This window comes from Streptomyces changchenzhani, assembly GCF_039766235.1.
GTDB lineage: Bacteria > Actinomycetota > Actinomycetes > Streptomycetales > Streptomycetaceae > Streptomyces.
Genome location: NZ_JBDHNH010000012.1, coordinates 101788 through 127590, shown reverse-complemented (window position 1 = coordinate 127590; position 25803 = coordinate 101788). Strand labels below are relative to the sequence as shown.

The following is a 25803-nucleotide window of genomic DNA, read 5'->3' as shown; positions in this document are numbered from 1 at the left end:
AACTGGGTAGGGCGGACACAGCACGGGAGAGGGATGTGACGGCGACACACGCGCAGCCGTGCACGCAGCGAGTAATCCGCCGTACGAAAGCGGGTGCCGTCCGGGATGTTCTCGCCCTCGTGCTCCTGCCCGTACCGCTGATCGCCGCGCTTCCCTTCGCCTTCGCGGGCGGCGGTACGAGACGGTGGTTCGGCGGGCGCGGGGAGGGTGTGCGGGCCGATGCGCAGGCCGCGAAGGACGCGGCGGCCGCGGCCTTCTACGAGCTGGACACGGCCCAGCGCGATCTGCGGATCTCCATCGAGACGATCACCGCGGTGGACAGTTCACCGGCCGCCCGCAAAGCCGCGGAGGACTTCGCGGCGCTCGGACGACGTATCGACGAGGCCAGCAGTGTCTACATCACCGCCGTCGACGCGCACGACCTCGACCAAGACGACCTGGACGCATCGACCGCCACCAGGGCGCGCGGGGAGCTGAGCAAGGCCAAGGACGAGCTCGTACGGGTCAAGGGCGAGCTCGACCGCTTCGGGCAGGGTCTTGGGCCGCTGCTCGACACCGCGGAGACGCAGCTCGCCCGGCTCGCGCCCGCCGTGGAGCGGGCCCGGCAGACACTGCTGGCCGCCAGTAACGCGCTCGACGCGGTACGTAAGTCCGGGCTCAAGGCCGATGATCTTGCCACGCGGCTCGCGGCCCTCGCTCCCGAGCTGACCAAGCTCAACCAGGGAGCCGGCCGGCACGGCGTGGCGGAGACCCTGCTCCGCGCCGACCAGGTGCTGCGCGACGCGGAGGCCGTGCGGGCCGAGGCCGAGCGGCTGCCGGAGCGGGCCGCCGACATCGACCGGCGGCTGGTGTCGCTGCGGACCCGGGCGCAGGCGCTGACGACCCGGGCGGGCAAGGTCGAGCCGATCCTGAGCGAGCTGCGGCGCCGGTTCACGGCGGCATGCTGGCAGGACCTGCAGGCCGTTCCCGCGCAGACGGAGTCGACCGTCCGGCAGGCCGAGGAAAAGATCAAAGAGGCGGCGAAGGCGCGCGAGGAGCAGCGCTGGCCGGATGCCACCGCGCTGCTCAGCACGGTCAGGGCCCTGCTGAACTCCACCGACGAGGCCGTTTCGGCCGCCGGTGACCGGCTGCAGCGGCTCAATGCCGTGTCCAAGGACCCGCAGCAGGAGATCGAGCGGACCCGGTTCGCGATCAGGGACGCCCAGCGGCTGGCCATGGCCGGCCGCAATACGCCCGACCCCCGGCACGCCCGCCCGCTGGACGACTCGGTGGCCCGGCTGGACCGCGCCGTCGCGGGCCTGGAGGGCCGGCACCCCGACTACTGGCACTTCCTCACCGAGACGGAGGCGGTACGCCGCACGGTGGCGCGGGTAGTCGAGCTGATCCGCGAGGAGCTGGGCGGTCACCCGGGCGCCTGACCCGGCGGAGCCGGCACGGGGGCGGCGGATGTACGTCCGCCTCCCGACCCGGCATACGCACGCGTGCCCGCGCCGGGTCACCCCGAGGCCAGGTGGGGCCCGGCCGGCTCCTGGGCGCGCCGCCGACTCAGTAGCCTGTGCGCATGCCTCGCTACGAGTACCGCTGCCGCTCCTGCGGCACCACCTTTGAGCTGAACCGGCCCATGGCCGAATCCTCCGCGCCCGCCGCCTGCCCGGACGGGCACGACGACACCGTCAAGCTACTGTCCGCCGTCGCCGTGGGCGGCACGGCCCAGTCCAGCGGTCCGGCGCCCTCGGGAGGGGGTGGGGGCGGCTGCTGCGGCGGCGGATGCTGCAGCTAGACCCCGCTCCTGGCCCCGCCGGACGGTCGGAGTCCTCCGGTTCGGCCGTCCGGCTGGCCTGGGGGAACCCGACGCGGCAGCGGCGGGCGCTCAGCGCTTGCGCGAAAGCGTCAGGCCGTCCGCGACGGGAAGCATCACGCTCTCCATCCGCGCGTCGGCCGTCACCCGGTCGTTGAACTCCTTGATCGCCGCCGCCCCACCCGTCGCGCCCGGGTCGACGACACCACCGCCGTAAAGCACGTTGTCGGCCGCGATCACCCCACCCTGCCGCATCCTGGGCACCAACTCCTCCCAGTACGGGACGTAGTTGGCCTTGTCCGCGTCGAGGTAGGCGAAGTCGATGTGCGGCTCCGCGGGCATGGCGCGCAGGGTGTCCAGGGCGGGGCCGATCCGCAGCTCCACGCGGTCCGCGACGCCCGCCTTCGCCCATGCCTCGCGCCCGTACGCCGTCCACTCCTCCGAGATGTCGCAGGCGATCAGCCGGCCGTCCTCGGGCAGTGCCTGGGCCATCGCCAGGGCGGAGAATCCGGTGAAGGTGCCGACCTCGACGATGTGCCGGGCGCCGATCAGCCTGACCAGGAAGGCGAGCAGCGGGCCCTGCTCCTCGGCGGACTGCATGCCCGCCCGGTCGGGCAGCCGGGCGTAGGTGGTCTCGACGAGCTCGCGCTGCACGGCGTCCAGTGGCGGGTTGTGCGCCAGGATGTAGTCGTACAACTCGTCGGTGATCTTGGTGCTGTTTCCCTTGCTCATCGCGCTCCCTGTCAGGCCGTCAGATCCCCGGAACCGCACCATATCGCCCAGTGCGTGACCTCCATGCCCTCGCCGCTCGCCGCCATCTTCAGCCTGGCTTCAGCTGCGCTTTCCTACGCCGTGCTGCCCTTCGCGGGCGTACGGACGCTCAGGCGGCCGCGTGCCCGTGCCGGCCGGCAGCGCGGATGAAGGACCTCAGGATCTCCTCGCCCGCCGCGACGCCTGTCTCCGCGAGTACGGTGACCCGGGGGCCTGTCCAGCCCGTGTCCGCCAGCTCTCCGTGGCCCGGACGCCAGCCCCGGTCCGCGGCCAGCAGCAGGTCCGCGTCGAGAATCGAGTCACCGGCGGCGAGCGTGAGGGTGGCGCCGGTGCGGCGGGCGACCTCGCGCATGGCCGCGCTCTTGGTGAGCGGCTTGGGTACGGCGTAGATCTTCCGGCCCTGGAGCGAGACGGTCCAGCCCTTGTCCTGGGCCCACTCGCCGAGTTCCTTGACCCATTCGTCGGGCAGCAGCGCGCGCTCCACGACGAGATAGGCGAAGAGATCCTCGGCGACCCGCTCCTTGAGCAGCCAGGCCGGGTCGGCCGCGCTCAGCAGGTGGGCGCGGACCTCGGCCAGGGAGGCGCATTCGTCCGCGAGAGTCCCGGCGACCCTGGCCTGCCAGTCCGGGTCGGACACCCCGTCGACGAGGAGGTGCCCGCCGTTGGCGCAGATCGCGAACTGCGGTGTGGGGCACGGCAGTTTGATGCGCTGGTACTGCTCGCGGGTACGGGTGGTCGTCGGTACGAAGCAGGTCTCGGCCGCGAGCTGCGTCATCAGCCCGGCGGCGGTCTCCGTCAGGTAGGAGAGCGGCTTGCTCTCGTACACCTCGACGCACAGCAGGCGCGGCGCCTCGGCGTCGGGCATGCGCAGACCTAGCGCCGCCGACGAGTAGATCAGGGTGCGGTCGAGATCGCTCGCGACCAGAACGGGAGCTGCCGAAGGGGCGGGAGAGCTGGTCACTTCGCCGTTACCGCCTTGCCGTTGGCGCCGGTCGCGCCGCGTGTGTACTGGGGGTGGATCAGTCCGACGCAGGTGTAAGGGAGCCCGTCGACCTCCTCGACCGGTACGCCGCGCTGCTCGGCCAGCAGCCGTACGTGGTCGAGGTCAGGGCCCGCACCGCGGTTGGCGAGGATCTTCCAGGGGACGCGGCGCAGCAGGACGCGGGTGGTCTCGCCGACGCCGGGCTTGACGAGGTTCACGTCGTGGATGCCGTACTCCTCGCTGATGCGCTCGACGGCCGCCCAGCCCTCCCAGGTGGGGGCCCGGTCCGCCGACAGCAGTTCCTTGACCTCGGCGTCCACGGCATCGGTGACCTCGTCGAAGCGCGCGGCGACGGTGTCGAGGAAGTGGCCTGATACATCGTCACCGGCGAGCTCCCGGTAGAACTTCGCCCCGTGGAAGTCGTCGGGACCGACCAGGTCGGACCGCAGCACCGTACGCGAAATCAGCCCGGAAACCGTCGAGTTGAGGCAGGCGGAGGGGATGAGGAAGTCCTCGCGGGTGCCGTACGTCCGGACGCAGCCGCCGGGGTCGGCGAGGACCGCGATCTCCGGGTTGAAGCCCTCGAAGGCCTCCAGCGCCTGGGCCAGCTCGCGGGTGATCGCGCCCTTGCCCGTCCAGCCGTCGACGAAGACGATGTCGGCGGGGTCGTGGTGGGCGGCCAGCCAGCGCAGGGCGGTTTCGTCGATGCCCCGGCCACGGACGATGGAGACGGCGTAGTGCGGCAGGTCGAGGCCGTGCCGGTGCTGGGCCCAGCGGCGCATCAGGACGCCGACGGGCGTTCCCGCGCGGGCGAGCGAGACCAGCACGGGGCGCGGGGAGCGTTCGGCGAGGACGGTCTCGGTCACGGTGCCGACGGCCCTGGCGATACGGGCGGCCGACGTGTCCAGGGCCGACTTGAACAGCTCCTGGTAGTGGGCGCTCGGCTGGTACTCCACGGGCAGCGACTCGGCGTAGTGCGCGCCGCCGCTCTGGATCGCCTCCTCGCGCTCCTCGGTGGGGGCTTCGAGCTCGACGTCCGACAGGTCCTGGAGCAGCCAGCCGCAGTCCTCCGGCGCGTACGAGGAGAAGGCGGGGCCGCGAAGGGGCTCGGGCATGAGCGGTTCCTGCCGTTCGGAGGCGTGCGTGGGGCGTGCGGGCCTCGTGGATGTCTCGGGCACGTAGGACTCGGGCACGTAGGAGGGGACGACCGCGAGCACGACGCGGCCGGCATGAGGGGCGAGCACCGCCAACAGGCCGTCGGGGGCGTGCAGTTCGGGGGTGTCGGCGGTGGAGTCGACGACCACGACCACGGCGTCGAAGCCGGCGCCCGCGACGTTGTACGCATAGCGCGGGCCAGGCCCGTCGGCGGGAGCGTCGTGCGCGGGGAAGGTGATACGGGTGCGGATCGCGTAGCCCGGGTCGTCGACGGCGAGCACGGGCGAGCGGGTGGTGGTCGACGACCGCACTTCGGCGTCGACGCGCGCGTCGAGCGCTTCGGCCAGCCGGAGCGGGGCGTACATCAGCTCCTCGAAGCCGAGGACCAGCACACGGCGGGCCCCGGCGGGGAGCGCCTCGGCGATACGGGCCGCCATGCCCGGCAGCGAGCCCTCCAGGGCGACCCGATGCGCGGGCAGGAAACCGTGCCGCCCACCGTCGGGCACACCGGTCGGCCAGCGCAGCTCCACGCGGACACAGGTGCCGGACGAGGGGACCGGCCCGCCCTCGGGCGCAGCTCCGGGCACGGACACGCCCTCGGACACGGGCACCGGCGCAGCTCCGGATATCGGCGCCGTCCCCGCCCCCTCCTCGTACCGGGCCACGAGGTCCATGCCCTTCTGCAGCACGCCCGCCGGCAGCCGGACCGTCCCCGAGGCCATCGCGATCAGGTCGACCCTGGCGTCGATCTCCCGCGCGAACTCCGCCAGCCGTCCCCGGTCCTCGGCGGAGCGCATGTCGACCAGGGCGACTATCACGTACCAGTCGCGCGGGTAACGCGCGTGCAGGTCGCGGATCGTGTTCAGGACCGTGTTGCCCGTGGAGAACTCGTCGTCGACGAGGACCAGCGGCCCCGTCCCGGCGAGCAGCTCGGGGTCCTGCGGCAGCAGCAGGTGCGAGGTGGCGTGCGAGTGCGACTCCTCGAAGCCGCCCGCCGTCGCCACGCCGTCGACCGGGCGGCGCGTCGAGTGGAGGTACGGGGCGAGCGCCACGCCGTCCGCGACGGAGTGGCCGAGCCCGGTCGCCGTCTCCGCGTACCCGAGGACGACCGCACGCGCGGCCGTCTCGTCGCCCAGCAGCTCGCGCACGTCCTGGCCCAGCGCGAACCCGGCTCCGTACACCCGGGAGGGCCGCTGCGGTACGTGCTTGCCCAGCACGTTCGACACGAGCAGATGGGCCCGCTTCGGGTTGCGGCGCAGTGCCATACCCAGCAGATCGGTCAGCTCACCGCCCTCGCCGGCGCCTCCGCCCCCGCCGACAAGTTCGACACCCAGCCGCTCAGCGACCCACGTTCCCGACCACACCACGTTGTTCTCCGCTGCCTTGCGTTCGTCGGACGGTCCGATGTAACCAGTGTCGCCCGTGTGGCCCAGGTGGCCGAGGTGGGCCACGTAACCCACCTGACCCACCTGACCCTCATGGTCACCGTGAGCCACCCGGCCGCTTCCCCCCTGTGCCATCTCAGCCGGGGATTCCGGCCGTCAGCAGCTCCACGAAGCCGATGTCCTCCCGTGCCACACCGAAGACCTCGGCCCGCTGAAGCGTGCGCTCGGCCCACGCGCGGTGGGGTTTCACCTCGTTCATCTTGTTCGTGTACGCGGAGCGCAGCACGCCGCCACCGCCCCGCTCGGGCCGCAGGATGTCCTGCGCGTCGGTGAATTCCTCGTGGCTCACCACCGACAGCGCGTGCACGGGCGGGACGTGCGAGGGGTGGATGCAGGTCTTGCCGAGCAGCCCGTTGGCGCGGTCGAGGCCGATCTCCCGCAGCAGCCCGTCCATGTCGTGCTCGATGAGCGCGGTCCGCAGTGCCTCCGCCCGGCCCGCGAACGGGCTCCGGCGCAGCTGCGGCTTGAACATCCGCTCCTGGACCCTGAAGTACTCCCACACCGGGCCGGTGATCGTGAAGCCCGTGCCGTCGGAGCGTCCCAGCACGTTCACCACGTCGGCGATGACCCCGGCGACGATCTGCACGTCGTACGCCGTCATGTCGGGCGCCCTGCGCAGCCCGTACGCCGAGCAGAAGTCGGTGACGCCCAGCCGCAGCGCGAGTACCCGCTCCCGGTACTTGTCGACGGTGCGGGCGATGCCGTCGAGGGTCTCGGCGCGCGTTTCCAGGTGCAGCAGCTGAGGCGATTCGAGCACCGGCATCGCGAACAGCCGCTGCCCGCTCGCAGCCTCCGCCTCCGTGAGCGCCTCCAGGAACGGGACTCCGCGCTCCTGGGTGAACTTCGGCAGTACGAATCCGGACAGCAGCCGCGCCGCCGGTCCGATCCGGTGCACCAGGTCGGGAATCTGCTCGGGCTCGCGGACCCGGATGAACAGCAGCGGCGGCTCCACGCCCCGCGCGTCGAGCTCGGTGAACTGCCGGACCAGATTTTCCTCGGCGTCGGCGACTTCCGCGTCGTCGATGGAATCCTCCAGGCACAGGACCATGGAAATGACACCGCGGCCGGCTTGCTTGACCACGTCGTCGGCGAGGTGCGGCCGTGTGGCAGGGCTGTAGAGCGTGGCGCCGAGGGCAACGGAAAGCGTTTGGATCGGCGACCCGGCCGTGAACTCACCGGGCTCCCGATGGAACAGACTCTCCCGGACAGAGGGCGGGATATGCCCGAAATGACGCATGAGGGTCTCCCGTACTGCCGTAAATGCCTCGCGAGGTGTGGCCGGTAATAGTACGTAGGTACGGGGGCCCAGAGTTCCCGGGTCCATGAACTTCAGGTAACGCGCAGAAGCGCACACTCGCCACCGCTGATACGGAAAGTGGCCCCGCGTTGTCCACAGGGGCGCCGGGGAGGCAGGATGACCGGCATGACGCACGCGATGCTGAAGGGCTCGAACGTCCCGCTCGACGCCATGGCCGTACGGGCGGTACTGCGCTGGACTCCGGGCCCGGACGTTCCCGAGGTGGATGCCTCGGCTCTGCTGCTCGGGGTCGACCGGCGCGTGCGCTCCGACGAGGACTTCGTCTTCTACAACCAGCCCCGCCATCCCTCGGGGCTGGTGCGGAGCCTGGGAAAGAAGCGTTTCCCCGACCGGGTCACCGATTCGGTGCAGACGGATCTCTCGGCGCTCGAATCCGCGGTGGACCGGGTGCTGATCGTGGCCTCGACGGACCACATTCCGTTCGAGCAGGTACGGGATCTGTGCATCGAGGTGTACGACGCCACCGCGACGGGGAGCAGCGAGCCCCTCGTGTACTTCGAGGTCAAGCCGGAGACCGGCGCGGAGACCGCGCTGATCTGCGGCGAGCTGTACCGGCGCGGTGACGGCTGGAAGTTCCGGGCGCTCGGCGAGGGCTACTCGAACGGCCTAATCGGCCTGGCCACCGACCACGGCATCTCGGTGGACGAGAGCGAGGCCGCCGCCGAGCCCGGAGGGGCCGCTGAGCCCTCTGCGCCCCCCGCACAGCCCCAGCCGTCGGCCCAGCCCCCGCAGCCCGCGTACGGCTACCCGCAGCCCGGCCCGGCCCAGCCCGCCTACGGGTATCCCCAGTCGGCGTCGACGCAGCCCGCGTACGGCTATCCGCAGCCCGCCGCAGCCGCGGCGCCCGCGCCCGACCCGAACTTCAGGCTGCCGCCGCAGGGCCCCCAGTTCATCCGCGGCTGACGCGCAGGGTGCCCCGGGGCACCCCGGGGCACCGAGCGCGCCCGGGGCCTCTGACGCGCCCGCCGGGCGCCCGCGGCTCTCAGGTCTTGGTCTTGTAGCCGCGCCCCCACTGCAGACCCCAGCCGTACAGCCGGTCGAGCTCCGCCTGAAATCCGTAGACGAACTTCACTTCGCGGTGCACGACCAGGTCACCCTTGACGTTCTCGACGGTGAAGACCGCGCACGAGCGGGCCTGGGGGGCGCGCTCGTCCAGCTCGATCTCTATTCGGGGGCCGTTGCTCGGGAAGAGCGTCACAATGGCGTGCGTACGGTCGAAGGCCGGCGTCTGGTCGTAGATGTAGACGAAGACCAGCAGTCGCTTGATCGACTCGCGGTGGTCGAGGTTCACATAGATCGTCTCGCCCGACGGGGCACCGAACCGGTCGTCGCCGCTGAGCTTGATGTACGGCGCCACATTGAGGCTCCCGAAGAAGCTGCCCAGTGGCTGCACCACGCCCTTGGTGCCGTCCTCCAGCTCGTAGAGGCAGCCCAGGTCGAGGTCGACGTTGACCACGCCCTGGGTGTGCGCCTGGACCACGTCCGGCTGGAAGAACTTGAAGGGATGCCGCAGGAGTCCGCCGCCCTGCCGCGGCCTGCCGCCGATGTCGGAAGTCCGCATCCGCCAGGAGAGGTTCACCCGCAGATTGCCGGTGTCCGCGCCCTGCTTCGTGAGCGACACCGAAGGCCGCCGCTTGGTCAGTTCGATCGCATTGGTCGCCGAGCTGCCCGGCGCGTACTGCGCCGACCTGTCCCGCCGCAGGCTGTCCCAGATGGCCATCGCGCCCCACCCCTCAGTCGTCCGGAAAGCCGCGGGGCGGCCCCGAGAGCCGAAGCCTCGTGACCGCCCCGCAGAGAGCGTTCCTCAATACCAGCCGGGTCACACCCCGGATGGGACCTCCGACTTCTCGTCGGCGCTCTTGCCGTCCTCGGTCGCGATCCGCTTGTTGCGGCGGATCGAGGACCAGAAGGAGGCGGCGATCAGGAGGACACCGACGAGACCGGTGATGATCTCGTTGATCTCGTGCTCGATGGTGACGAGCAGGATGGCCGCGAGGGCGCCGATCGCGTAGTGCGCGCCGTGCTCCAGGTAGACGTAGTCGTCCAGCGTTCCCTGGCGGACCAGGTAGACCGTCAGCGAACGGACGTACATCGCACCGATGCCGAGGCCGAGCGACATCCAGAAGATGTGGTTCGTGATGGCGAAGGCGCCAATGACGCCGTCGAACGAGAAGGACGCGTCCAGGACTTCCAGGTAGAGGAAGAGGAAGAACGCGGCCTTTCCGGCGAGGCCGATGACCGTGGGTTCCTTGCCTTCGGCCTTGGCCTTCTCCTCCTCGTCGTGCTCGCGCTCCTCCTCCTCTTCGATCTTGTTCTCGAAGTGTCCGGAGAGACCGCCGACGATGAGGTATGTGATCAGACCGGCGACGCCGGCGAGCAGCACCGTGGCCGTCTTGTCCGCGTGGCCGGTGCTGGTGTGCGCGTGCGTCGCGAAGGTCATGGCAGTGCCGAGCAGCAGGATCAGCGCGACGCAGACCGACAGCATGTCGACCTTGCCGATCTTGGCCAGCGGGCGCTCGATCCAGCCGAGCCACTTAATGTCCCGGTCGGTGAAAATGAAGTCCAGGAAGATCATCATCAGGAACATGCCACCGAAGGCCGCGATGGCCGGGTGGGCGTCCGTGACCAGGGCCTCGTACCGCTGAGGCTGGTCCATCGCGAGCTGGACGGCCTCGATCGGGCCGACCTTGGCACTGATCGCGACGATGGCGACGGGAAAGACCAACCGCATGCCGAAGACTGCGATCAGGATGCCGACGGTGAGGAAGATCTTCTGCCAGAAGGCATTCATCTTCTTCAGGATTCCGGCGTTGACCACCGCGTTGTCGAAGGACAGCGAGATTTCGAGGATGGACAGGATCAGTACGATCCCGAATGCCTCCCACCCCCACTGCCAGGCGGCGAAAGCCAGTCCGATTGCCGTGATGGCAAACGACCAGCCGAAGGTTTTCAGAACCACTGGTTACCCCATCGTGTGAGTACGGGTCTCCCCCGCGCCGTGCGCGGCTTTACGAAACGTTGACCCCGAAGTCTAGAGCGATGCCCCGCAGTCCCGACGCGTACCCCTGCCCAACGGCACGGAATTTCCATTCGCCCCCGTACCGGTACACCTCGCCGAAGATCATCGCCGTCTCGGTGGAAGCGTCCTCGGAGAGGTCGTAGCGAGCAAGTTCCTGTCCGTCGGCCTGATTTGCCACCCGGATGAAGGCATTGCTCACCTGACCGAAGGTCTGACCGCGGTTGTCCGCGTCATGGATCGAGACCGGGAAAACGATCTTGTCGCAGTGCTCGGGCACGGCGGACAGGTCGATCACCAGCGATTCGTCGTCGCCCTCGCCCTCACCGGTGAGGTTGTCCCCGGTGTGCTCGACGGAGCCCTCGGGGCTCTTCAGGTTGTTGTAGAAGACGAAGTACTCATCACCGAGCACGCGGCCGTTCTGGCACAGCAGCGCGCTGGCATCAAGGTCGAAGGGGGCTCCGGTGCTTGAACGTGCGTCCCAGCCGAGTCCGACCAGTACCTGAGTGAGGTTCGGTGCTGCCTTGGAGAGGGAGACGTTGCCTCCCTTGGCGAGTGTGACGCCCATGTTGTTGCTTCCTCCCCGCAGTGAAGTGAATCAGTGGCCAGGCACGTCCGGCGCCGCACTCATGTGCGGCGCCGGACGGAAAAGCGGGTCTCGCTCAGACGTTGACGCCGAAGTCCTGCGCGATGCCGCGCAGACCCGAGGCGTAACCCTGGCCAATGGCCCGGAACTTCCACTCCGCACCATTGCGGTAGAGCTCTCCGAAGACCATCGCGGTCTCCGTCGAGGCGTCCTCGCTCAGGTCGTAGCGCGCCAGTTCGGCGTTGTCGGCCTGGTTCGCCACGCGGATATACGCGTTGCGCACCTGCCCGAAGCTCTGCTGCCGGGACTCGGCCTCGTAGATCGAGACCGGGAACACGATCTTGGCGACATCGGCCGGCACGCCGGCCAGGTTCACCTTGATGACCTCGTCGTCGCCCTCGCCCTCACCGGTGGTGTTGTCACCGGTGTGCTCGACCGAGCCGTCGGGGCTCTTGAGGTTGTTGAAAAAGACGAAGTTCGAGTCGTTGGTGACCTTGCCCTGGTCGTTGGTCAGCAGGGCGCTGGCGTCGAGGTCGAAGTCACCCCCGGTGGTGGTACGCGCGTCCCAGCCCAGACCGACGATGACCGCGGTCAGGTTGGGGGCGGCCTTGGTCAGCGAGACGTTGCCGCCCTTGCTGAGGCTGACTCCCACGAGTCCTCCAATGATGTCGAGCTGTATCGGATCAACGATCCGATCCTAGTGACCGGTTCCCGGTCGCAGCAGGGCTAAAGTCCCGAAATTTATCGACCGGAAAGGTTACTGACCGGAAAGCTCTCCGAGGGCCTTGAGGTAGTCGTTGAGGTCACGCGCGTCGGGCAGAGCATTCACCACGGACCACCGCACCACGCCCGCCTTGTCGATGACAAAGGTGCCGCGCACCGCGCAGCCCTTGTCCTCGTCGAAGACGCCGTACGCCCGCGAGACCTCGCCGTGCGGCCAGAAGTCCGAGAGCAGGGGGTATTCGAGGTCCTCCTGCTCGCCGAACACCCGCAGGGTGTGGATGGAGTCGTTGGAGACGGCGAGCAGTTGTACGTCGTCGTTGACGAACTTCTCCGCCTCGTCGCGCAGCGCGTGCAGCTCGGCCGTGCAGACGCCGGTGAAGGCGAAGGGGTAGAAGAGCAGCACGACATTCCTGGCGTTGTCGTCGGCGTCCGCTGTCTGCCCGGTCGCCCCCGGGGCCCGGAAGTCGGAGAGCCGTACGGTCCGCCCGTGGTTGTCCTTCAGCTCGAAGTCCGGGGCGAGGGCGCCGACCTCGATCGTCGTGGAACCCGTCATGGAACCCGCCGTGGCAGTTGCCATGGAAACGTCAACCCTTCGTCGGTGCCGTCAGAGGTCTCAGGAGACGTGTCAGGAGAGGTGTCGGAAACAGAGGTGTCAGGAACATGGGGCCGTCAAGCCTATGCGGAGGGCCCCCGCCGACGAGGTCGGCGGGGGCCCGTAGTGCATCGGTGAAGGTGGCCGGTGTCTGTGTCCGTGCTGGTCAGCGCTTGCTTGACTTCGCCGCCTTCGGGGTAACCAGCCTGCTGCCGGTCCAGTCCTTGCCCGCATTGACGCTCTTGGTGTGCGAGAGACCCGCCGTCGTCGCGGCTTCGTTGATGTCGCTCGGCTCGACGTAGTTGTCGCGGCCGGTCTTCGGCGTCATCAGCCAGACGGGTGCGCCTTCGTCGATCAGCTGCGTGGCATCGACCAGCGCGTCCGTCAGGTCACCGTCGTCGTCTCGGAACCACATCACGACGGCATCTGCCACATCGTCGTAGTCCTCGTCGACGAGATCGCTGCCAATGAGTTCCTCGATGGCCTCGCGGAGCTCCTGATCGACATCGTCGTCGAAGCCGATCTCCTGGACCACCTGCTCGGGCTGGAAACCCAGCCTCGCGGCAGGGTTGGTCCGCTCCTCCGCGTGGTCCGCGGTCGCGCTCACGGGTTGCCTCCTGATCATGTTTTGGAAAATGCTTGGGACCCGCGCGTGCGCGGGGCATTGGCGGTAGTCCACACGTGCAGGACGAATCTCGCAAGTACCCCGCCCCCGATCCCGCCCAAAGGATGGGTATACGGGCACCCCTGGACCGCCCGCCGTGATTCATCCCACACCATTCGACCGGGTTTGACGGGTTCCGCGGCTTCAGTACGCCAATCGGGTTCCGAACAGCCTTACGGAACAGATAAACGCGTTGGGCGTAAGGTTGCGATTTGGCCGGACCCATCCGTGACCCTGCCCGCGGACCGACGACGAGCCTTCTCGCCGAGCGGTGGTTACCCCCCAGTAGAGATGACGTTTGCGTTCGCGGGGTACACGATGGATGCGGCGCGACACCCCCTCAGAACCCAACCAGCGAAGGAACAGCGTGGCTTCCGGATCCGATCGCAACCCGATCATCATTGGCGGCCTTCCGAGCCAGGTCCCGGACTTCGATCCCGAAGAAACCCAGGAATGGCTGGACTCCCTCGACGCCGCCGTCGACGAGCGGGGCCGCGAGCGCGCCCGCTACCTGATGCTCCGCCTGATCGAGCGTGCCCGCGAGAAGCGCGTGGCCGTGCCCGAGATGCGCAGCACGGACTACATCAACACCATCGCCACCAAGGACGAGCCGTTCTTCCCCGGCAACGAGGAGATCGAGCGCAAGGTCCTCAACGCGACCCGCTGGAACGCGGCCGTGATGGTGTCCCGTGCCCAGCGCCCCGGCATCGGAGTCGGCGGCCACATCGCCACCTTCGCGTCTTCCGCCTCGCTGTACGACGTGGGCTTCAACCACTTCTTCCGCGGCAAGGACGAGGGTGACGGCGGCGACCAGATCTTCTTCCAGGGCCACGCCTCCCCCGGTATCTACGCCCGCGCGTTCCTCCTCGACCGCCTGAGCGAGGCTCAGCTCGACGGGTTCCGCCAGGAGAAGTCGAAGTTCCCCAACGGCCTGTCCAGCTACCCGCACCCGCGGCTGATGCCGGACTTCTGGGAGTTCCCGACCGTCTCGATGGGCCTCGGCCCCCTCGGCGCGATCTACCAGGCCCGGATGAACCGCTACATGGAGGCGCGCGGCATCGCCGACACCTCCAAGTCGCATGTCTGGGCGTACCTCGGCGACGGCGAGATGGACGAGCCCGAGTCGCTGGGCCAGTTGTCCATCGCCGCCCGCGAGAACCTGGACAACCTGACCTTCGTCGTCAACTGCAACCTGCAGCGCCTCGACGGCCCGGTCCGCGGCAACGGCAAGATCATCCAGGAGCTGGAGTCGCAGTTCCGCGGCGCCGGCTGGAACGTCATCAAGCTCGTCTGGGACCGCTCCTGGGACCCGCTGCTCGCGCAGGACCGCGACGGCGTCCTGGTGAACCGGCTGAACACCACGCCCGACGGCCAGTTCCAGACGTACGCGACAGAGACCGGCGAGTACATCCGCGAGCACTTCTTCGGCGACGACCACCGCCTGCGCGCGATGGTCGACGGCATGAGCGACGAGCAGATCCTGCACCTCGGCCGCGGCGGTCACGACCACAAGAAGGTCTACGCGGCCTACGCGGCGGCCAAGGCGCACAAGGGCCAGCCGACCGTGATCCTCGCGCAGACGGTCAAGGGCTGGACCCTCGGCCCGAACTTCGAGGGCCGCAACGCGACCCACCAGATGAAGAAGCTGACCGCGGACGACCTCAAGCGTTTCCGCGACCGGCTGCACATCCCGATCGCGGACAAGGAGCTGGAGTCCGGCGCCCCGCCGTACTACCACCCGGGCCGCGACTCGGACGAGATCCAGTACATGCACGACCGCCGCAACGCGCTGGGCGGGTACGTACCGAGCCGTGTCGTGCGCGCGAAGCCGCTGACGCTGCCGGGCGACAAGACGTACGCGGCAGCGAAGAAGGGCTCCGGCCAGCAGTCGATCGCCACCACCATGGCGTTCGTCCGCGTGCTGAAGGACCTCATGCGGGACAAGGAGATCGGCAAGCGGTTCGTGCTGATCGCGCCCGACGAGTACCGCACGTTCGGCATGGACGCGTTCTTCCCGACCGCGAAGATCTACAACCCGCTCGGTCAGCAGTACGAGGCCGTGGACCGCGATCTGCTGCTCGCGTACAAGGAGTCGCCGACCGGGCAGATGCTGCACGACGGCATCTCCGAGGCCGGCTGTACCGCCTCGCTGATCGCCGCGGGTTCGGCGTACGCCACCCATGGCGAGCCGCTGATCCCGGTGTACGTCTTCTACTCGATGTTCGGTTTCCAGCGCACCGGCGACCAGTTCTGGCAGATGGCCGACCAGCTCGCGCGCGGCTTCGTCCTTGGCGCGACAGCCGGTCGTACGACGCTCACCGGTGAGGGCCTCCAGCACGCGGACGGCCACTCGCAGCTGCTCGCATCGACGAACCCGGGCTGTGTCTCCTACGACCCGGCCTACGGCTTCGAGATCGCGCACATCGTGCGGGACGGCCTGCGCCGGATGTACGGCGAGAACGCCGAGGACATCTTCTATTACATGACCGTCTACAACGAGCCGATCCAGCACCCGGCCGAGCCCGAGAACGTCGACATCGACGGCATCCTCAAGGGTATCCACCGCTTCAAGGAGGGCGAGAAGGGCGAGATTCCGGCCCAGATCATGGCCTCCGGTGTCGCGGTCCCGTGGGCGATCGAGGCTCAGCGGATCCTCGCCGAGAAGTGGAACGTCAAGGCCGACGTCTGGTCCGCCACCTCCTGGAACGAGCTGCGCCGCGAAGCCGTCGACGTGGAGCGGCACAACCTGCTCCACCCGGAGGAGGAGCAGCAGGTTCCGTACGTGACGCGGAAGCTCTCCGCGGCCGAGGGTCCGTTCGTGGCCGTCTCCGACTGGATGCGTTCGGTTCCGGACCAGATCTCGCGCTGGGTGCCCGGTGCGTACCAGTCGCTGGGTGCGGACGGCTTCGGCTTCGCCGACACCCGCGGTGCGGCACGGCGCTTCTTCCACATCGACGCGCAGTCGATCGTCCTGGCGGTGCTCACCGAGCTCGCCAAGGAGGGCAGGATCGACCGGTCCGCGCTGAAGCAGGCCGTCGACCGCTACCAGCTGCTCGACGTGACCGCGGCCGCCCCGGGTGCGGCGGGCGGCGACGCGTAACACGGCGTAATGCCTTCGATCAGTTGCGATCGCCGGAAGGGCGGTGCGGGCCTCGGCCCCGCCGCCCTTCCGGCTGTGCGGGCCGCCCGGGGGGGCGTTCCCCGGATAACGCGGCTCTACGATGCGGGCATGAAGGTGCAGACCGCGCAGCTCCGATGGGAGCGGCGCACACAGGGGCCCCTGCTGGGGCTGGCGGCGGCGTTCGCCGTCGCCTACGCGGTGCCGATCGTCGTGCACGACGCGAGCGGGACGGTGCGCCTGGTGTGCACGGTCACCGAGTGGGTGGTGTGGGGCGCCTTCGCGGTGGACTATCTCGTACGGCTGTCGCTGTCGCCCGGCAAGTGGCTGTTCGTCCGCAGCCACCCGCTGGACCTGATCGCGGTGCTCGTACCGCTGCTGCGCCCCCTGCAGCTGCTGCGGCTCATCTCCACCCTGCTGCTGGTCGGGCGGCGGGCCAGGATGGCGCCCCAGATCCAGCTGACGGCGTACGTCGGGGGCACGGTGGTGGGCCTGCTGATGTTCGGCTCGCTGGCCGTCCTCGAAGTCGAGCGGGAGGCGCCGGGTGGGAACATCAGGACGCTGGGTGACGCGGTGTGGTGGTCGTTCACGACGATGACAACCGTCGGATACGGCGACCACTCCCCCACGACCGGTCTCGGCCGGGTGCTCGCGGTGGGCCTGATGCTGTCGGGCATCGCGCTGCTCGGTGTGGTCACCGCGAACATCGCGGCCTGGTTCATCTCCCGCTTCGAGCGCGACAACGCCGAGGAGCGGCGCCACACCGCGCTCCTGGAGGCGCTGACGTACGAGGTCAAGGAGCTGCGGCTGGAGGTCGGGCGACTGTCCGCGCCGGTGCGGCCCGCGGGTGAAGCGGGGGCTGCGGGGGCTGCGGGGGCTGCGGGGGCTTCCGGAGAGCTACCCGTTCCCCAAGTGCCCGCCCAGAGCGGCCCCCCGGTCGCCGACCGGCCCTCCGGCCGCTGACCTTCCCGGTCCTCCCCGGTCTCAGCTCTCCCACATCTTGAAGGCCCGCACCCGGTACGACGTCCTGGGCACCCAGGTACCACCACCCGGGTAGGTCTCGAACTCCCCGGTCTCCGCGCACTCCTGGGACTGGTACGTCGTGACCGGCCGCCCGGTGCGGTTGGCCAGAGCCTGGGCATCGGTGCCGGCCGGCAGCGGGACACAGCTCTCGATGTCGGTGCCGGCCAGCTCATGGGTCTGCCGGGCGCCCTTGAAGTCCGGCTTCTCCCAGAGGCAGAGTTCCCCGGCCGCGCATTCCCCGCGACGGGGCGGCGCGGCGGCGTGGGCGCTCTGCGGCAGCAGCGCGGCGACGGCCAGGACGCCAGCCGCGAGTGCGGTCGTACGCAGGGCATTGGTCCGCATGGCGCTGGTCTTCGCCGTGGTCTTGGCCGTGGTCTTGGTCTTGGCCGTGGTCTTGCTCTTGGTCTTGGGCTTGGTCGTACGCATTGGGCTCGACCTCCATGTCGTAGTGATCAGTTGCTGCACCCTGACCTGCTACGACGCGCCGCCTCAAGAGGCCTGGGACTGGTCCACCCGGATAGGCGACAGCCCCGCCGGAACCGTCCGGCGGGGCTGTCGTACGCGCGAAGTTGACGACGTCGAGCGTCAGATGTGGGCCGTTCCCACGCCCGCCTCCGCGATGTCGCCGCGCTTGGTCTGGGTGGCGACCAGCGCCGCGACGACCGCGACGCCTCCCGCGACGGTGAAGGCGAAGCCCATGCCCGACACGAAAGTGTCATGGATGACGCCCGTGATCTTGGCGAACATCTCCGACGTCATGCCCGGCGCGTCGGCCAGCTGGGGCGGGACCGCGGCGAACTCGGCGGCCTCCTCCAGCTTGGGATCGGGCGGCACCGGGATGCCGGCGTCCTTCCAGTTGCCCGCGAACTCGGCGCTGACCCTGGAGGACATGACGGCGCCGAGCACCGCGGTGCCGAGGGCTCCGCCGACCTGCATCGCGGCCTGCTGGAGGCCACCTGCGACACCGGACAGCTCCAACGGCGCGTTGCCGACGATGACTTCGGTGGCGCCCACCATGACGGGGGCGAGGCCCAGGCCCAGCAGGGCGAACCAGACCGACATCGTCAGCGTGCCCGTACCGGACGACAGGGTCGACATGCCGAAGCAGGCGACGGCGGTGGCCACCATGCCGCCGACCAGCGGAACCCGCGGTCCGAACTTGGTGATGAGCAGGCCCGCGACCGGCGAGGAGACGATCATCATGGCCGTCAGGGGCAGCAGATGCAGCCCGCTGTCGACGGGGCTCATCCCGTGGACGCCCTGAAGGTAGAACGTCACGAAGAACAGGCCGCCCATGAAGGCGAAGGCCATGAGCACCATGAGGATGACGCCTGCGCTGAGCGGCACCGAGCGGAACATCGCCAGGGGGACCAGCGGCTCCTTGACCTTGGTCTCCCAGATGGCGAAGAGCACGAAGAGCAGCACCGCGGCGCCGAGCCAGGCCCAGGTCCTGCCGTCGCCCCAGGTCCACTCGCCAGCCTTGATGATGCCCCAGATGAGCGAGAACATCGCGCCGGAGAGCAGCAGGATGCCCAGGATGTCGAAGGACTTCGGGGCGTTCTCCGCTCGGTGGTTCTTGAGGATCACCAGGCCGAGGACGAGCGCGATCACGCCGACCGGCACGTTGATGAAGAACACCGACTGCCAGCTGACGTGCTCGACGAGCAGACCGCCGACGATCGGGCCGGCCGCGGTGGAGGCGCCGATGACCATGCCCCAGATGCCGATGGCCATGTTCAGCTTGTCGGCGGAGAAGGTGGCGCGCAGCAGGCCGAGCGCGGCGGGCATCAGCAGGGCGCCGAAGACACCCTGGAGCACCCGGAAGACGATCACCAGCGTGACGCTGTCGGAGACGCCGATCGCACCGGAGGCGAGAGCGAAGCCCGCGATGCCTATGAGGAAGGTCTGCCGATGGCCGAAGCGGTCACCGAGCTTGCCTGCCGTGATCAGTGCGACGGCGAGCGCGAGAAGATAGCCGTTGGTGATCCACTGGACGTCGGCCAGCGAGGCGCCGAGGTCCTTCTGGATGGCGGGGTTGGCGATCGCGACGATGGTGCCGTCGAGCGCGACCATCATCACGCCGATCGCCACAGAAAATAGCGTCAACCAGGGATGGCCGCGAAGCCCCTTGGCGGGCGCGGACGCAGGATCCTGCGGCGGCGGCGCCTTGTCGATGGTGGTCTGACTAGTCATACGGCCGAGGCTAATGTCAGCCACTGACAGTTGACAAATAATTTCACAAGTCAGTAATTGACACGTAGCTCACAGGTAAACTGAGCTGGGCAAAAGGCAGAAAGAGGACCCACCGGCGATGACCGAGCAGCAAGCGGCGGCGGAGCCGACAGGGCTGCGCGAACGGAAGAAGCAGCGCACCCGTGACGCCCTGCTGCGCGTCGCGCTCGAACTGTTCACCACGCAGGGATACGAGCACACGACCGTCGACGAGATCACCGAAGCCGTCGAGGTCTCCCAGCGCACCTTCTTCCGCTACTTCGCCACCAAGGAGGACGCCGCCTTCGCCCTCCAGGCGATCGTCGAGTCGCGCTACGTCGCGGAACTGCGCGAGCGGCCCGCCGATGAAGGCCCGTTCGAAGCCATGCGCCAGGCCGTCCTCACCTCCTGGGACTCCATCGGCGAGGCCATCGAGGCTGTCGTACCCGTCGAACTGCACATGCGTACGTACCAGCTGATCGAATCCACTCCCGTGCTGCTCGCCGCCCACATCCGCCGCTCCACGGAGATCGAGGAGGAGATCGCCCGGATCATCGCCGGCCGCGAGGGCCTCGACGTGGACGCCGACCCGAGGCCGCGCATCGCCGTCGCCACATTCACCGGCGTCATGCGGGTGTCCGGGCGACTGTGGGGGCAGGGCCAGGACATGAGCGTGCAGGCGATCAGGGCACTGACCGAGCTCTACCTGGACCAGCTCGGACCGGCGCTCGCCACCAACTGGCGCGCCCCGGCGCGCACTCGGGGCCCACACACAGCGTGACGGTGCGCGTACACCTCCCGCTCGAAACGTGAGCTCCCTCACTGACTTCGCGGAGAACGCCACCCATCTTCTAGGGTGGTCCGTAGTGACTTCTTTTGACTCCTCCCCCACTCTCAACGCATGGCGCGCGCTCCTCGCTCTCGCCGTGGTGTTCGTCATGCTGGCCACCACGGGCTGGACGGCGATGCGCCACCACAAGAGCGATACGGACCCCCGTGCGGCATCTCTGTCCTCCTGGGCCCGCGGTGGCATCGACGGCCGCGAACTGCCGGACGCCAGGTCGACTCCGGCCCGCCTTGCCGGCTTCTTCGCCACTCTCAGCGCGTCCCAGCGCGAGCGTCTCGTCGACCGCTATCCCTTGGTCGTCGGCAATCTGAACGGCGCCCCGCTCACCCTGCGCTACCGCGCCAACCATCGGGCACTGGCCCAGGCGCGCACCGTGGAGCGGTCGCGGATGCGCGACCCGAAGCTCTCCGCGGCCGGCCGGCAGACGGCCGACCGGCGGTGGCACCGCTTCGGGTCCCTGATGGACCACGGGCGGCAGGTCCTCGCCTTCGACCCGGCGGGCTCCGGGCGGGTCGCCGAGGTCTTCGGCGATCTCGGACGCGCGAAGCGGGTCTCGGTCGTCGTCCCGGGCGTCGACACCACGCTGGTCAACTTCGAACGGTCCCAGCGCAAGAACAGCGCCCCCGTCGGCATGGCCAAGTCCCTGTACGCCGCGGAGCGCGCCGCGTCACCGGGGGCCCGTACCGCCGTCATCGCCTGGGCGGACTACACGGCGCCCGCCGGCCTCGGCATGGACGCGGTCATCGGCAAGCCCGCCCTGGACGGCTCACAGCGGCTCAACTCGCTCGTCGAGGCGCTCCCCGGCGGCTCGAAGGTGTCGCTCTTCTGCCACAGCTACGGCTCCGTGGTGTGCGGCGTCGCCGCCCCCTCGCTGCCGCCGCGGGTCGCCGACATCGTGGCCTTCGGCAGCCCCGGCATGCGGGTCGAGAACGCCAAGCAGCTGAGGACCGCCGCGCGCGTGTGGGCCACCCGGGACGGCGACGACTGGATCCAGGACGTGCCTTACCTGGAGGTCGGCGGGCTCGGCCACGGCGCGGACCCGGTGTCACCGGAGTTCGGGGCGCGGGTCGTCTCCGCGACCGGCGCGGTCGGGCACACCGGCTATTTCGAGCCCGGTACGGAGAGCCTCAGCAACTTCGCCGAAATAGGCGTCGGTTCGTACCGCACGGTGAGCTGTGCGACCGGCGACGCGGCCTGCCGGAACGGAATTTCCGGCGCGGAGGAGATCTGACGCGCTTGAAGTGTTCTCCTGGCTGAAGCCGGGAGATTCCTGCTTACCTTGCGGCAGCGGGCTTGACGCGCTTGGCGCGCCTGACGACTGCCCTCCCGGCAGCCGGGATGAGCGCGTGGCCCATCCGGTACAGGTGCAAGACGTTTTGGGCCGCGTTGTGGTCGGCGTTGCCCGACCAGCCGCAGTCCGGGTTCTTGCACACGAACACGGCCTGGCTCTCCCGGTTGCCGGGCGTGATGAAGCCGCACGCGGAGCAGCGCCGGGACGTGTTGGGGGCGGGGACCTTGTGCAGGGTGCCGCCGTTGTTGGCGGTCTTGTACGTGAGCATGGTGACCGTCCGGCCCCATGCTTCCCCGCTGATGGAGCGGTCCAGCCCGGACTTCTGGGCCACGTTCTTCCCCGGTTCCTCGATGGTTCCCCTGGCAGACTTGACCATGTTCGTGATGGTGAGTGCTTCGACCACGACGGTGGCGTAGGTGCGGGCGATGGCGGTGGTCGTCTGGTGCTGCCAGTCCAGGGCCCGCCGCTTGGCTTTTGCGCGGAGTCCTGCGATCTGGTCATAGGTGTGGTGCAGCCGGCGGCTGGTGCGCTCGCCGGGTTGGCGGTGCCCCTTGCGCTGGGCGGCGCGCTGCTCCAGGTGCAGGAGCTTGGTCTTTTCCTTCTCGGTCAGCCATGCGCCGTGCTCGTACGTCTGGCCGTCCGAAAGGGCGAGGGGCACGTTGACGCCCATGTCGATGCCGACTTCCGGTCCCTGGTGGGGCTCGGGCTTGACCTCCAAGGTCTGGACACGGAAGGCGATGTGCCAGCCGAGCGCGTCCTTGATCAGTCGCGCCCCGGTGATCCGGTTCTCCGCGCCTGCGCGCTTGCCCACCGGCAGGTCTTTGGTCCAACGGAAGCGGACCCGGCCCACCTTGGGGATATTGGCCATGCCCCAGCGTCGGTGCACGCGGGTGATGTTCAGGTCCCGGCCCTGCGGGACGTCCACGGACATCACCGTGCGCAGCCGGCCCTTGAAGTTCGGGGCGTCGGCGCGGCCTTCCCAGCAGTTCTTCCACGCCTGGAAGTACGTCTTGAGTACCGCTTGCGCGGCCTGCGCGGGAAGGACGGCAAGGAAGTCGATGTCCTTGCGGGCCTGACGGATCGCGGCATCCGCGTGCGCCAATGTCCGCTTGTCCTTCGGCATCATCTGCCACCACGCGTGGAGAAGGTTCCACAGGGTGCGGGCCGCGTGCGCCTGACCATCCGCCGCGCGAACCCCGGCAGGAGCAAGTGCCAGCCGGGCACGGTGCCCGAACTGCCGCTTCTCCAGACCGCGTTCACTCATACACTGGACTATATAACTTTGATGTATGCCACCGCATCGGAAGTCAAATCCGTACGTTCGTACGGGTCGCTGACCCGCACCAAGGAGATCATGCGGGAGGTCTGCGCCGCCTTCGAGGCCGAGCTGAAACCGTTCAACGGCGAAATCGAAAACCAGCAGCATCCCGTCTGGCCGTCGCTACGGAGGCGCAGAGCACTCCGGCGCTCTGCGCCTCCGGGCCAAGGACGGCCTTCGCCCCCGCCCTGAAGGGCGGAGCACTGGCCAAGATCAGAGGTAGATGCGTGCGGCGACGGGAAAATTGCCCCCGGCGCCCAGGGGCGACGCGGGGGCGCACGCCGCATACGATGAGCCGCATGGGGGATGTGCTGGCGGGAATTCATGCCACCTGGGAGTTCGAAAGCGACGCCGTGCTCATCCGCTTCGAACGGGGGATCCGCACGCCGAAGCTCTTCCAGGCGCTCGGCGAACGACGTATACCCCACGAAGCGCTGGCGTCGGTGACCCTGACGCCGGGCAAGCGCGGGACAGTCGTTCTGCATGCGATGCCAAGACCGGGTGCGGACCCGCTGATGGAAGCCGCGGCCGGACAGCTGAAGGACGGCAACGACCCGTACCGGCTGGTGCTGCCCGCGGAGCGCGAGACGCTCGCCGAGTACTACGCGGACGAGCTGCGCGCGATGCTCCTGCCGGAGGCGAAGGTCCCCGCCGAACGGTTCCTGGTGGCTGCGCCCCAGGCCCCGCTGCAGTTCAAGGCGTACGACGGCAAGGCGTCCTTCGACGGGGCGCAGGTGGCTTTCCGCTGGTTCTGGACGGGGGCGTCCTCCGCGAAGTGGAAAGCGGGCGACCAGACCTTCCACGTCCAGGAGCTGAACGGCGTCGAGTGGCGCTCGCCCGACGTGTTCGACGGGTACCTGCGGCTGCTCCTGCGCGGCGACGGTGGCGGGGGTACGGGGATGCGGCAGCCCGCCCAGGCGGACCAGGACCCGGCGGCCGTCGTCTTCGGGCTCGGATACGGGCCGGTGCACGAGTCCCTGCCGTTCGCGGCGGCGGTGCTCGGCGCGGTGCGGAGCGGGATGGGGGTGCCGGTGGACGCGGTGACCGCGGCGCCGGTCGAGGCGGCGGGTATGCCCGGCGCCTCCCCCGGCCCTGCGGCCGTCGCGACTGCGGGTGCGGGTGCGACTGCGGGTGCGGCTGGCGGGCGGCAGGATCCCGCGGACATCGCGGAGCGGATCAGGCACCTCAGGGATCTGCACGAGGCGGGGCTCGTCACGGACGAGGAGTTCAGCGCGAAGAAGGCGGAGTTACTGGCGGAGCTTTGAGGATGCGGCGCAGTGGCTGAGGTGCGGAGTGGCTGGGACGCGGACTGGCTGCGGCGCAGGTGGCTCTGCCAGGGGGCTGCTGGGCGGCCCCCTACCTGGGTATGACACCGCCTGCCGCTCCCCGGTATGACGCCTGAACCCCGCGCGCTGCCTACGCTGATCAGGTCATGACTCCGCCTCCCGCTCCCGCGCCCCCCACCGACGGCCTGATCAGCGCCGGACGCCGCAATCTGCGCGCCCTCGCCCACGCCGTCAGCCACCCCTCCCACTCCCCGACGCCCCTGTTCGCCGACGCGCCGAAGCGATGGCAGCGGCTGCTGCCGTACGGTGCGGTGCTCATGCTCGCCTGCGCTCTGCTGCCCGTGACGGTCAACGTCCTGAGCAACGACTACGGGATGCCGGGCGGCCTGGCCGGGGCCATCGCCATCGCCCAGGCCGTGCCGCTGCTGATGATCGGCCAACGGCCGCTCCAGGCCTGGTGGATCATCCTGCCCGCCGATGTCGTCGGCGGGCTGTTCCTGCTCAAATATCTCGGGACACACGGTGGCTGGCCGTGGCCCCCGCCCGTGATCGTCGGCTACCTCTTCCTCATGCTCGCGCTGGCGCTGCGCGAGACGCGCCGGACCCTGATCGGGGTCTGGCTCGTGACCTGCGTGGCCGGTCTCGTCTCGGGCAGGTCTACCCGGCGGAGAGCGACGGCACGAATCTGCTGATGATCGTGCTGAGCGCGGTGGTTCTGGTGGTCGGGGGTGCGCTGCACGAACGCGGCGACGTACAGCGGCGGCTGACCGAGCAGGAGACCATCAGCGGGGCGGGGCGCTCCCGGCGCACGCTCCTGGAGGAGCGGACCCGTATCGCCCGTGAGCTGCACGACGTCGTCGCCCACCACATGTCGGTGATCACGGTGCAGGCCGACTCCGCGCCGTACCGGGTCGGTGACACCGCTGTGTGTTCGGCTCAGCCGGAAGGTGGGCGGGTGGGCCGCGCTGCCTCTGGTGGGGGCAGTGGCTGTTGTGGACTTTCTGCGGTACGGGCCGTACGCCGACTCCATGCCGTCCTGGATCAGTCTGCTGAATCTGCTGCCCGGGTGGCTCTTCGCGTACCAACTGGGTGTGGCCTGGGGCGAGAAGCGCATCGGGAAGCGTGGGGGTGCGCTGTTGGTGGTGGGTGGTGCTGTTCTGTTTGCTGTGCTGCTGGTCTTCTTCCACTACCCGGCTTCGATGGTCGGTGTGCCGGGTGAGGCGCGTACCAACTCTCATCCGCCGTCGCTGCTCGTCGTGGCGCTGGCGGCCACCCAGTGCGGCGCCGCGATCCTGCTGCGCGATCGGATCGGCACGTTGCTGCGCCGTCCCGCGGTGTGGGCGCCGGTTGTCGTCGTCAATCTGTCCGCGATGAGTATTTTGTGTTGGCACCAGACGGCGATGCTCGCCGCTGCCGTTCCCGGTTCGTTCCTCGGTACGGTCCCGGGGCTGACCGGCGCCCCCGACTCGCTCGGCTGGATCCTGGCGAGGGTGCTGTGGCTGCCGGTGTTCGCTGTGTTGCTGGTCGCGATCGGGCGATATGCGCGGGGCTTCGACGCGCCCTGGAAGTCCGGGGCGAGGGCGGCGAAGGCCCGCCGTGCGGCGGCGGGCCTCCTCGCGGCGGGCTTCGCGTTGTTCGCGCTGGGGCTGGCGTGAGCGC

At 69.3% G+C, this 25803-nt stretch carries 21 protein-coding genes and 2 pseudogenes; 10 read left to right on the top strand and 13 right to left on the bottom strand.

Translation table 11 applies throughout. The features are described from left to right. The first annotated feature begins 35 nt into the window (after window positions 1–35). Together ABCR94_RS32255 and ABCR94_RS32250 are read left to right on the top strand one after the other, a co-directional pair. Window positions 36–1418 carry a coiled-coil domain-containing protein gene (locus ABCR94_RS32255; protein ID WP_347124261.1) on the top strand — a complete coding sequence of 461 codons (1383 nt, stop codon included), beginning with the start codon at window positions 36–38 and terminating at the stop codon, window positions 1416–1418. A gap of 143 nt (window positions 1419–1561) precedes the next feature. Continuing rightward, a complete protein-coding gene (locus ABCR94_RS32250; protein WP_347124259.1) occupies window positions 1562–1780 on the top strand; it encodes an FmdB family zinc ribbon protein in 219 nt (72 codons plus the stop codon). A gap of 90 nt (window positions 1781–1870) precedes the next feature. On the opposite strand, the gene ABCR94_RS32245 is transcribed toward ABCR94_RS32250, so the two are convergent. The 4 genes from ABCR94_RS32245 to ABCR94_RS32230 all read right to left on the bottom strand — a co-directional run bounded on the left by ABCR94_RS32245 (window position 1871) and on the right by ABCR94_RS32230 (window position 7388). Continuing rightward, entirely contained in the window at window positions 1871–2530 is a 660-nt protein-coding gene (locus tag ABCR94_RS32245) for an O-methyltransferase (RefSeq protein WP_347124257.1), read from the bottom strand. Window positions 2531–2678: 148 nt separating this feature from the next. Further along, window positions 2679–3530, bottom strand: a complete 852-nt coding sequence (locus ABCR94_RS32240; protein WP_347124255.1) for an HAD family hydrolase — start codon at window positions 3528–3530, stop codon at window positions 2679–2681. Beyond that, entirely contained in the window at window positions 3527–6070 is a 2544-nt protein-coding gene (locus ABCR94_RS32235; protein WP_347124366.1) for a phosphoribosyltransferase, read from the bottom strand. Before ABCR94_RS32235 ends, ABCR94_RS32240 begins: the two co-directional genes overlap by 4 nt. Window positions 6071–6227: 157 nt before the next feature. Further along, window positions 6228–7388: an HpcH/HpaI aldolase/citrate lyase family protein gene (locus tag ABCR94_RS32230; protein WP_347124253.1), complete on the bottom strand. Its 1161-nt coding sequence runs from the start codon at window positions 7386–7388 to the stop codon at window positions 6228–6230. Between the two features lie 186 nt (window positions 7389–7574). Here ABCR94_RS32230 and ABCR94_RS32225 point away from each other — a divergent pair, with 186 nt between their 5' ends. Then, on the top strand, window positions 7575–8372 hold the full coding sequence (locus ABCR94_RS32225) for a TerD family protein (RefSeq protein ID WP_347124364.1): 798 nt from the start codon (window positions 7575–7577) through the stop codon (window positions 8370–8372). 79 nt (window positions 8373–8451) lie between these two features. Here ABCR94_RS32225 and ABCR94_RS32220 read toward each other — a convergent pair whose 3' ends face one another. From ABCR94_RS32220 to ABCR94_RS32195, 6 genes are all read right to left on the bottom strand, one after another. Beyond that, entirely contained in the window at window positions 8452–9189 is a 738-nt protein-coding gene (locus tag ABCR94_RS32220) for a TerD family protein (RefSeq protein WP_347124251.1), read from the bottom strand. A 99-nt stretch (window positions 9190–9288) separates the two neighbouring features. Next, window positions 9289–10428: a DUF475 domain-containing protein gene (locus ABCR94_RS32215; RefSeq protein ID WP_347124250.1), complete on the bottom strand. Its 1140-nt coding sequence runs from the start codon at window positions 10426–10428 to the stop codon at window positions 9289–9291. Between the two features lie 49 nt (window positions 10429–10477). Then, the gene (locus ABCR94_RS32210) at window positions 10478–11053 is read right to left on the bottom strand and encodes a TerD family protein (RefSeq protein WP_347124248.1); all 576 of its coding nucleotides are present in this window, start codon (window positions 11051–11053) and stop codon (window positions 10478–10480) included. Between the two features lie 94 nt (window positions 11054–11147). Continuing rightward, window positions 11148–11723 (bottom strand): TerD family protein, encoded by a 576-nt coding sequence (locus ABCR94_RS32205; RefSeq protein ID WP_347124246.1) that lies wholly within the window; start codon window positions 11721–11723, stop codon window positions 11148–11150. A gap of 105 nt (window positions 11724–11828) precedes the next feature. Beyond that, window positions 11829–12347, bottom strand: a complete 519-nt coding sequence (locus ABCR94_RS32200) for a peroxiredoxin (RefSeq protein WP_347124362.1) — start codon at window positions 12345–12347, stop codon at window positions 11829–11831. A gap of 205 nt (window positions 12348–12552) precedes the next feature. Beyond that, window positions 12553–12993, bottom strand: a complete 441-nt coding sequence (locus tag ABCR94_RS32195; protein ID WP_347124244.1) for a DUF3052 domain-containing protein — start codon at window positions 12991–12993, stop codon at window positions 12553–12555. A 424-nt stretch (window positions 12994–13417) separates the two neighbouring features. Here ABCR94_RS32195 and aceE point away from each other — a divergent pair, with 424 nt between their 5' ends. Both aceE and ABCR94_RS32185 read left to right on the top strand, forming a co-directional pair. Next, the gene (gene aceE, locus ABCR94_RS32190; RefSeq protein WP_347124243.1) at window positions 13418–16150 is read left to right on the top strand and encodes a pyruvate dehydrogenase (acetyl-transferring), homodimeric type; all 2733 of its coding nucleotides are present in this window, start codon (window positions 13418–13420) and stop codon (window positions 16148–16150) included. A gap of 129 nt (window positions 16151–16279) precedes the next feature. Beyond that, window positions 16280–17131, top strand: a complete 852-nt coding sequence (locus ABCR94_RS32185; RefSeq protein ID WP_347124241.1) for a potassium channel family protein — start codon at window positions 16280–16282, stop codon at window positions 17129–17131. A gap of 21 nt (window positions 17132–17152) precedes the next feature. On the opposite strand, the gene ABCR94_RS32180 is transcribed toward ABCR94_RS32185, so the two are convergent. Together ABCR94_RS32180 and ABCR94_RS32175 are read right to left on the bottom strand one after the other, a co-directional pair. Beyond that, entirely contained in the window at window positions 17153–17533 is a 381-nt protein-coding gene (locus ABCR94_RS32180) for a peptidase inhibitor family I36 protein (protein ID WP_521978349.1), read from the bottom strand. A gap of 243 nt (window positions 17534–17776) precedes the next feature. Continuing rightward, a complete protein-coding gene (locus tag ABCR94_RS32175) occupies window positions 17777–19384 on the bottom strand; it encodes an MFS transporter (RefSeq protein ID WP_347124239.1) in 1608 nt (535 codons plus the stop codon). 118 nt (window positions 19385–19502) lie between these two features. On the opposite strand from ABCR94_RS32175, the gene ABCR94_RS32170 reads away from it, so the two are divergent. After that, window positions 19503–20183, top strand: a complete 681-nt coding sequence (locus ABCR94_RS32170) for a TetR/AcrR family transcriptional regulator (protein ID WP_347124237.1) — start codon at window positions 19503–19505, stop codon at window positions 20181–20183. 85 nt (window positions 20184–20268) lie between these two features. Continuing rightward, on the top strand, window positions 20269–21480 hold the full coding sequence (locus tag ABCR94_RS32165; RefSeq protein WP_347124235.1) for an alpha/beta hydrolase: 1212 nt from the start codon (window positions 20269–20271) through the stop codon (window positions 21478–21480). Window positions 21481–21523: 43 nt separating this feature from the next. On the opposite strand, the gene ABCR94_RS32160 is transcribed toward ABCR94_RS32165, so the two are convergent. Continuing rightward, complete coding sequence (locus tag ABCR94_RS32160; RefSeq protein ID WP_347124234.1) at window positions 21524–22804, bottom strand: RNA-guided endonuclease InsQ/TnpB family protein; 1281 nt, start codon at window positions 22802–22804, stop codon at window positions 21524–21526. A 353-nt stretch (window positions 22805–23157) separates the two neighbouring features. Here ABCR94_RS32160 and ABCR94_RS32155 point away from each other — a divergent pair, with 353 nt between their 5' ends. The 3 genes and pseudogenes from ABCR94_RS32155 to ABCR94_RS32145 all read left to right on the top strand — a co-directional run. Beyond that, window positions 23158–24123, top strand: coding sequence for a DUF4429 domain-containing protein (locus tag ABCR94_RS32155; protein ID WP_347124232.1), 966 nt, complete (start codon window positions 23158–23160; stop codon window positions 24121–24123). 167 nt (window positions 24124–24290) lie between these two features. After that, window positions 24291–25060, top strand: a pseudogene (locus tag ABCR94_RS32150) (histidine kinase); the annotation flags it as partial. Next, a pseudogene (locus ABCR94_RS32145) lies at window positions 25056–25799 on the top strand (acyltransferase family protein); the annotation flags it as partial. The pseudogenes ABCR94_RS32150 and ABCR94_RS32145, both read left to right, overlap by 5 nt. Between the last annotated feature and the right edge of the window lie 4 nt (window positions 25800–25803).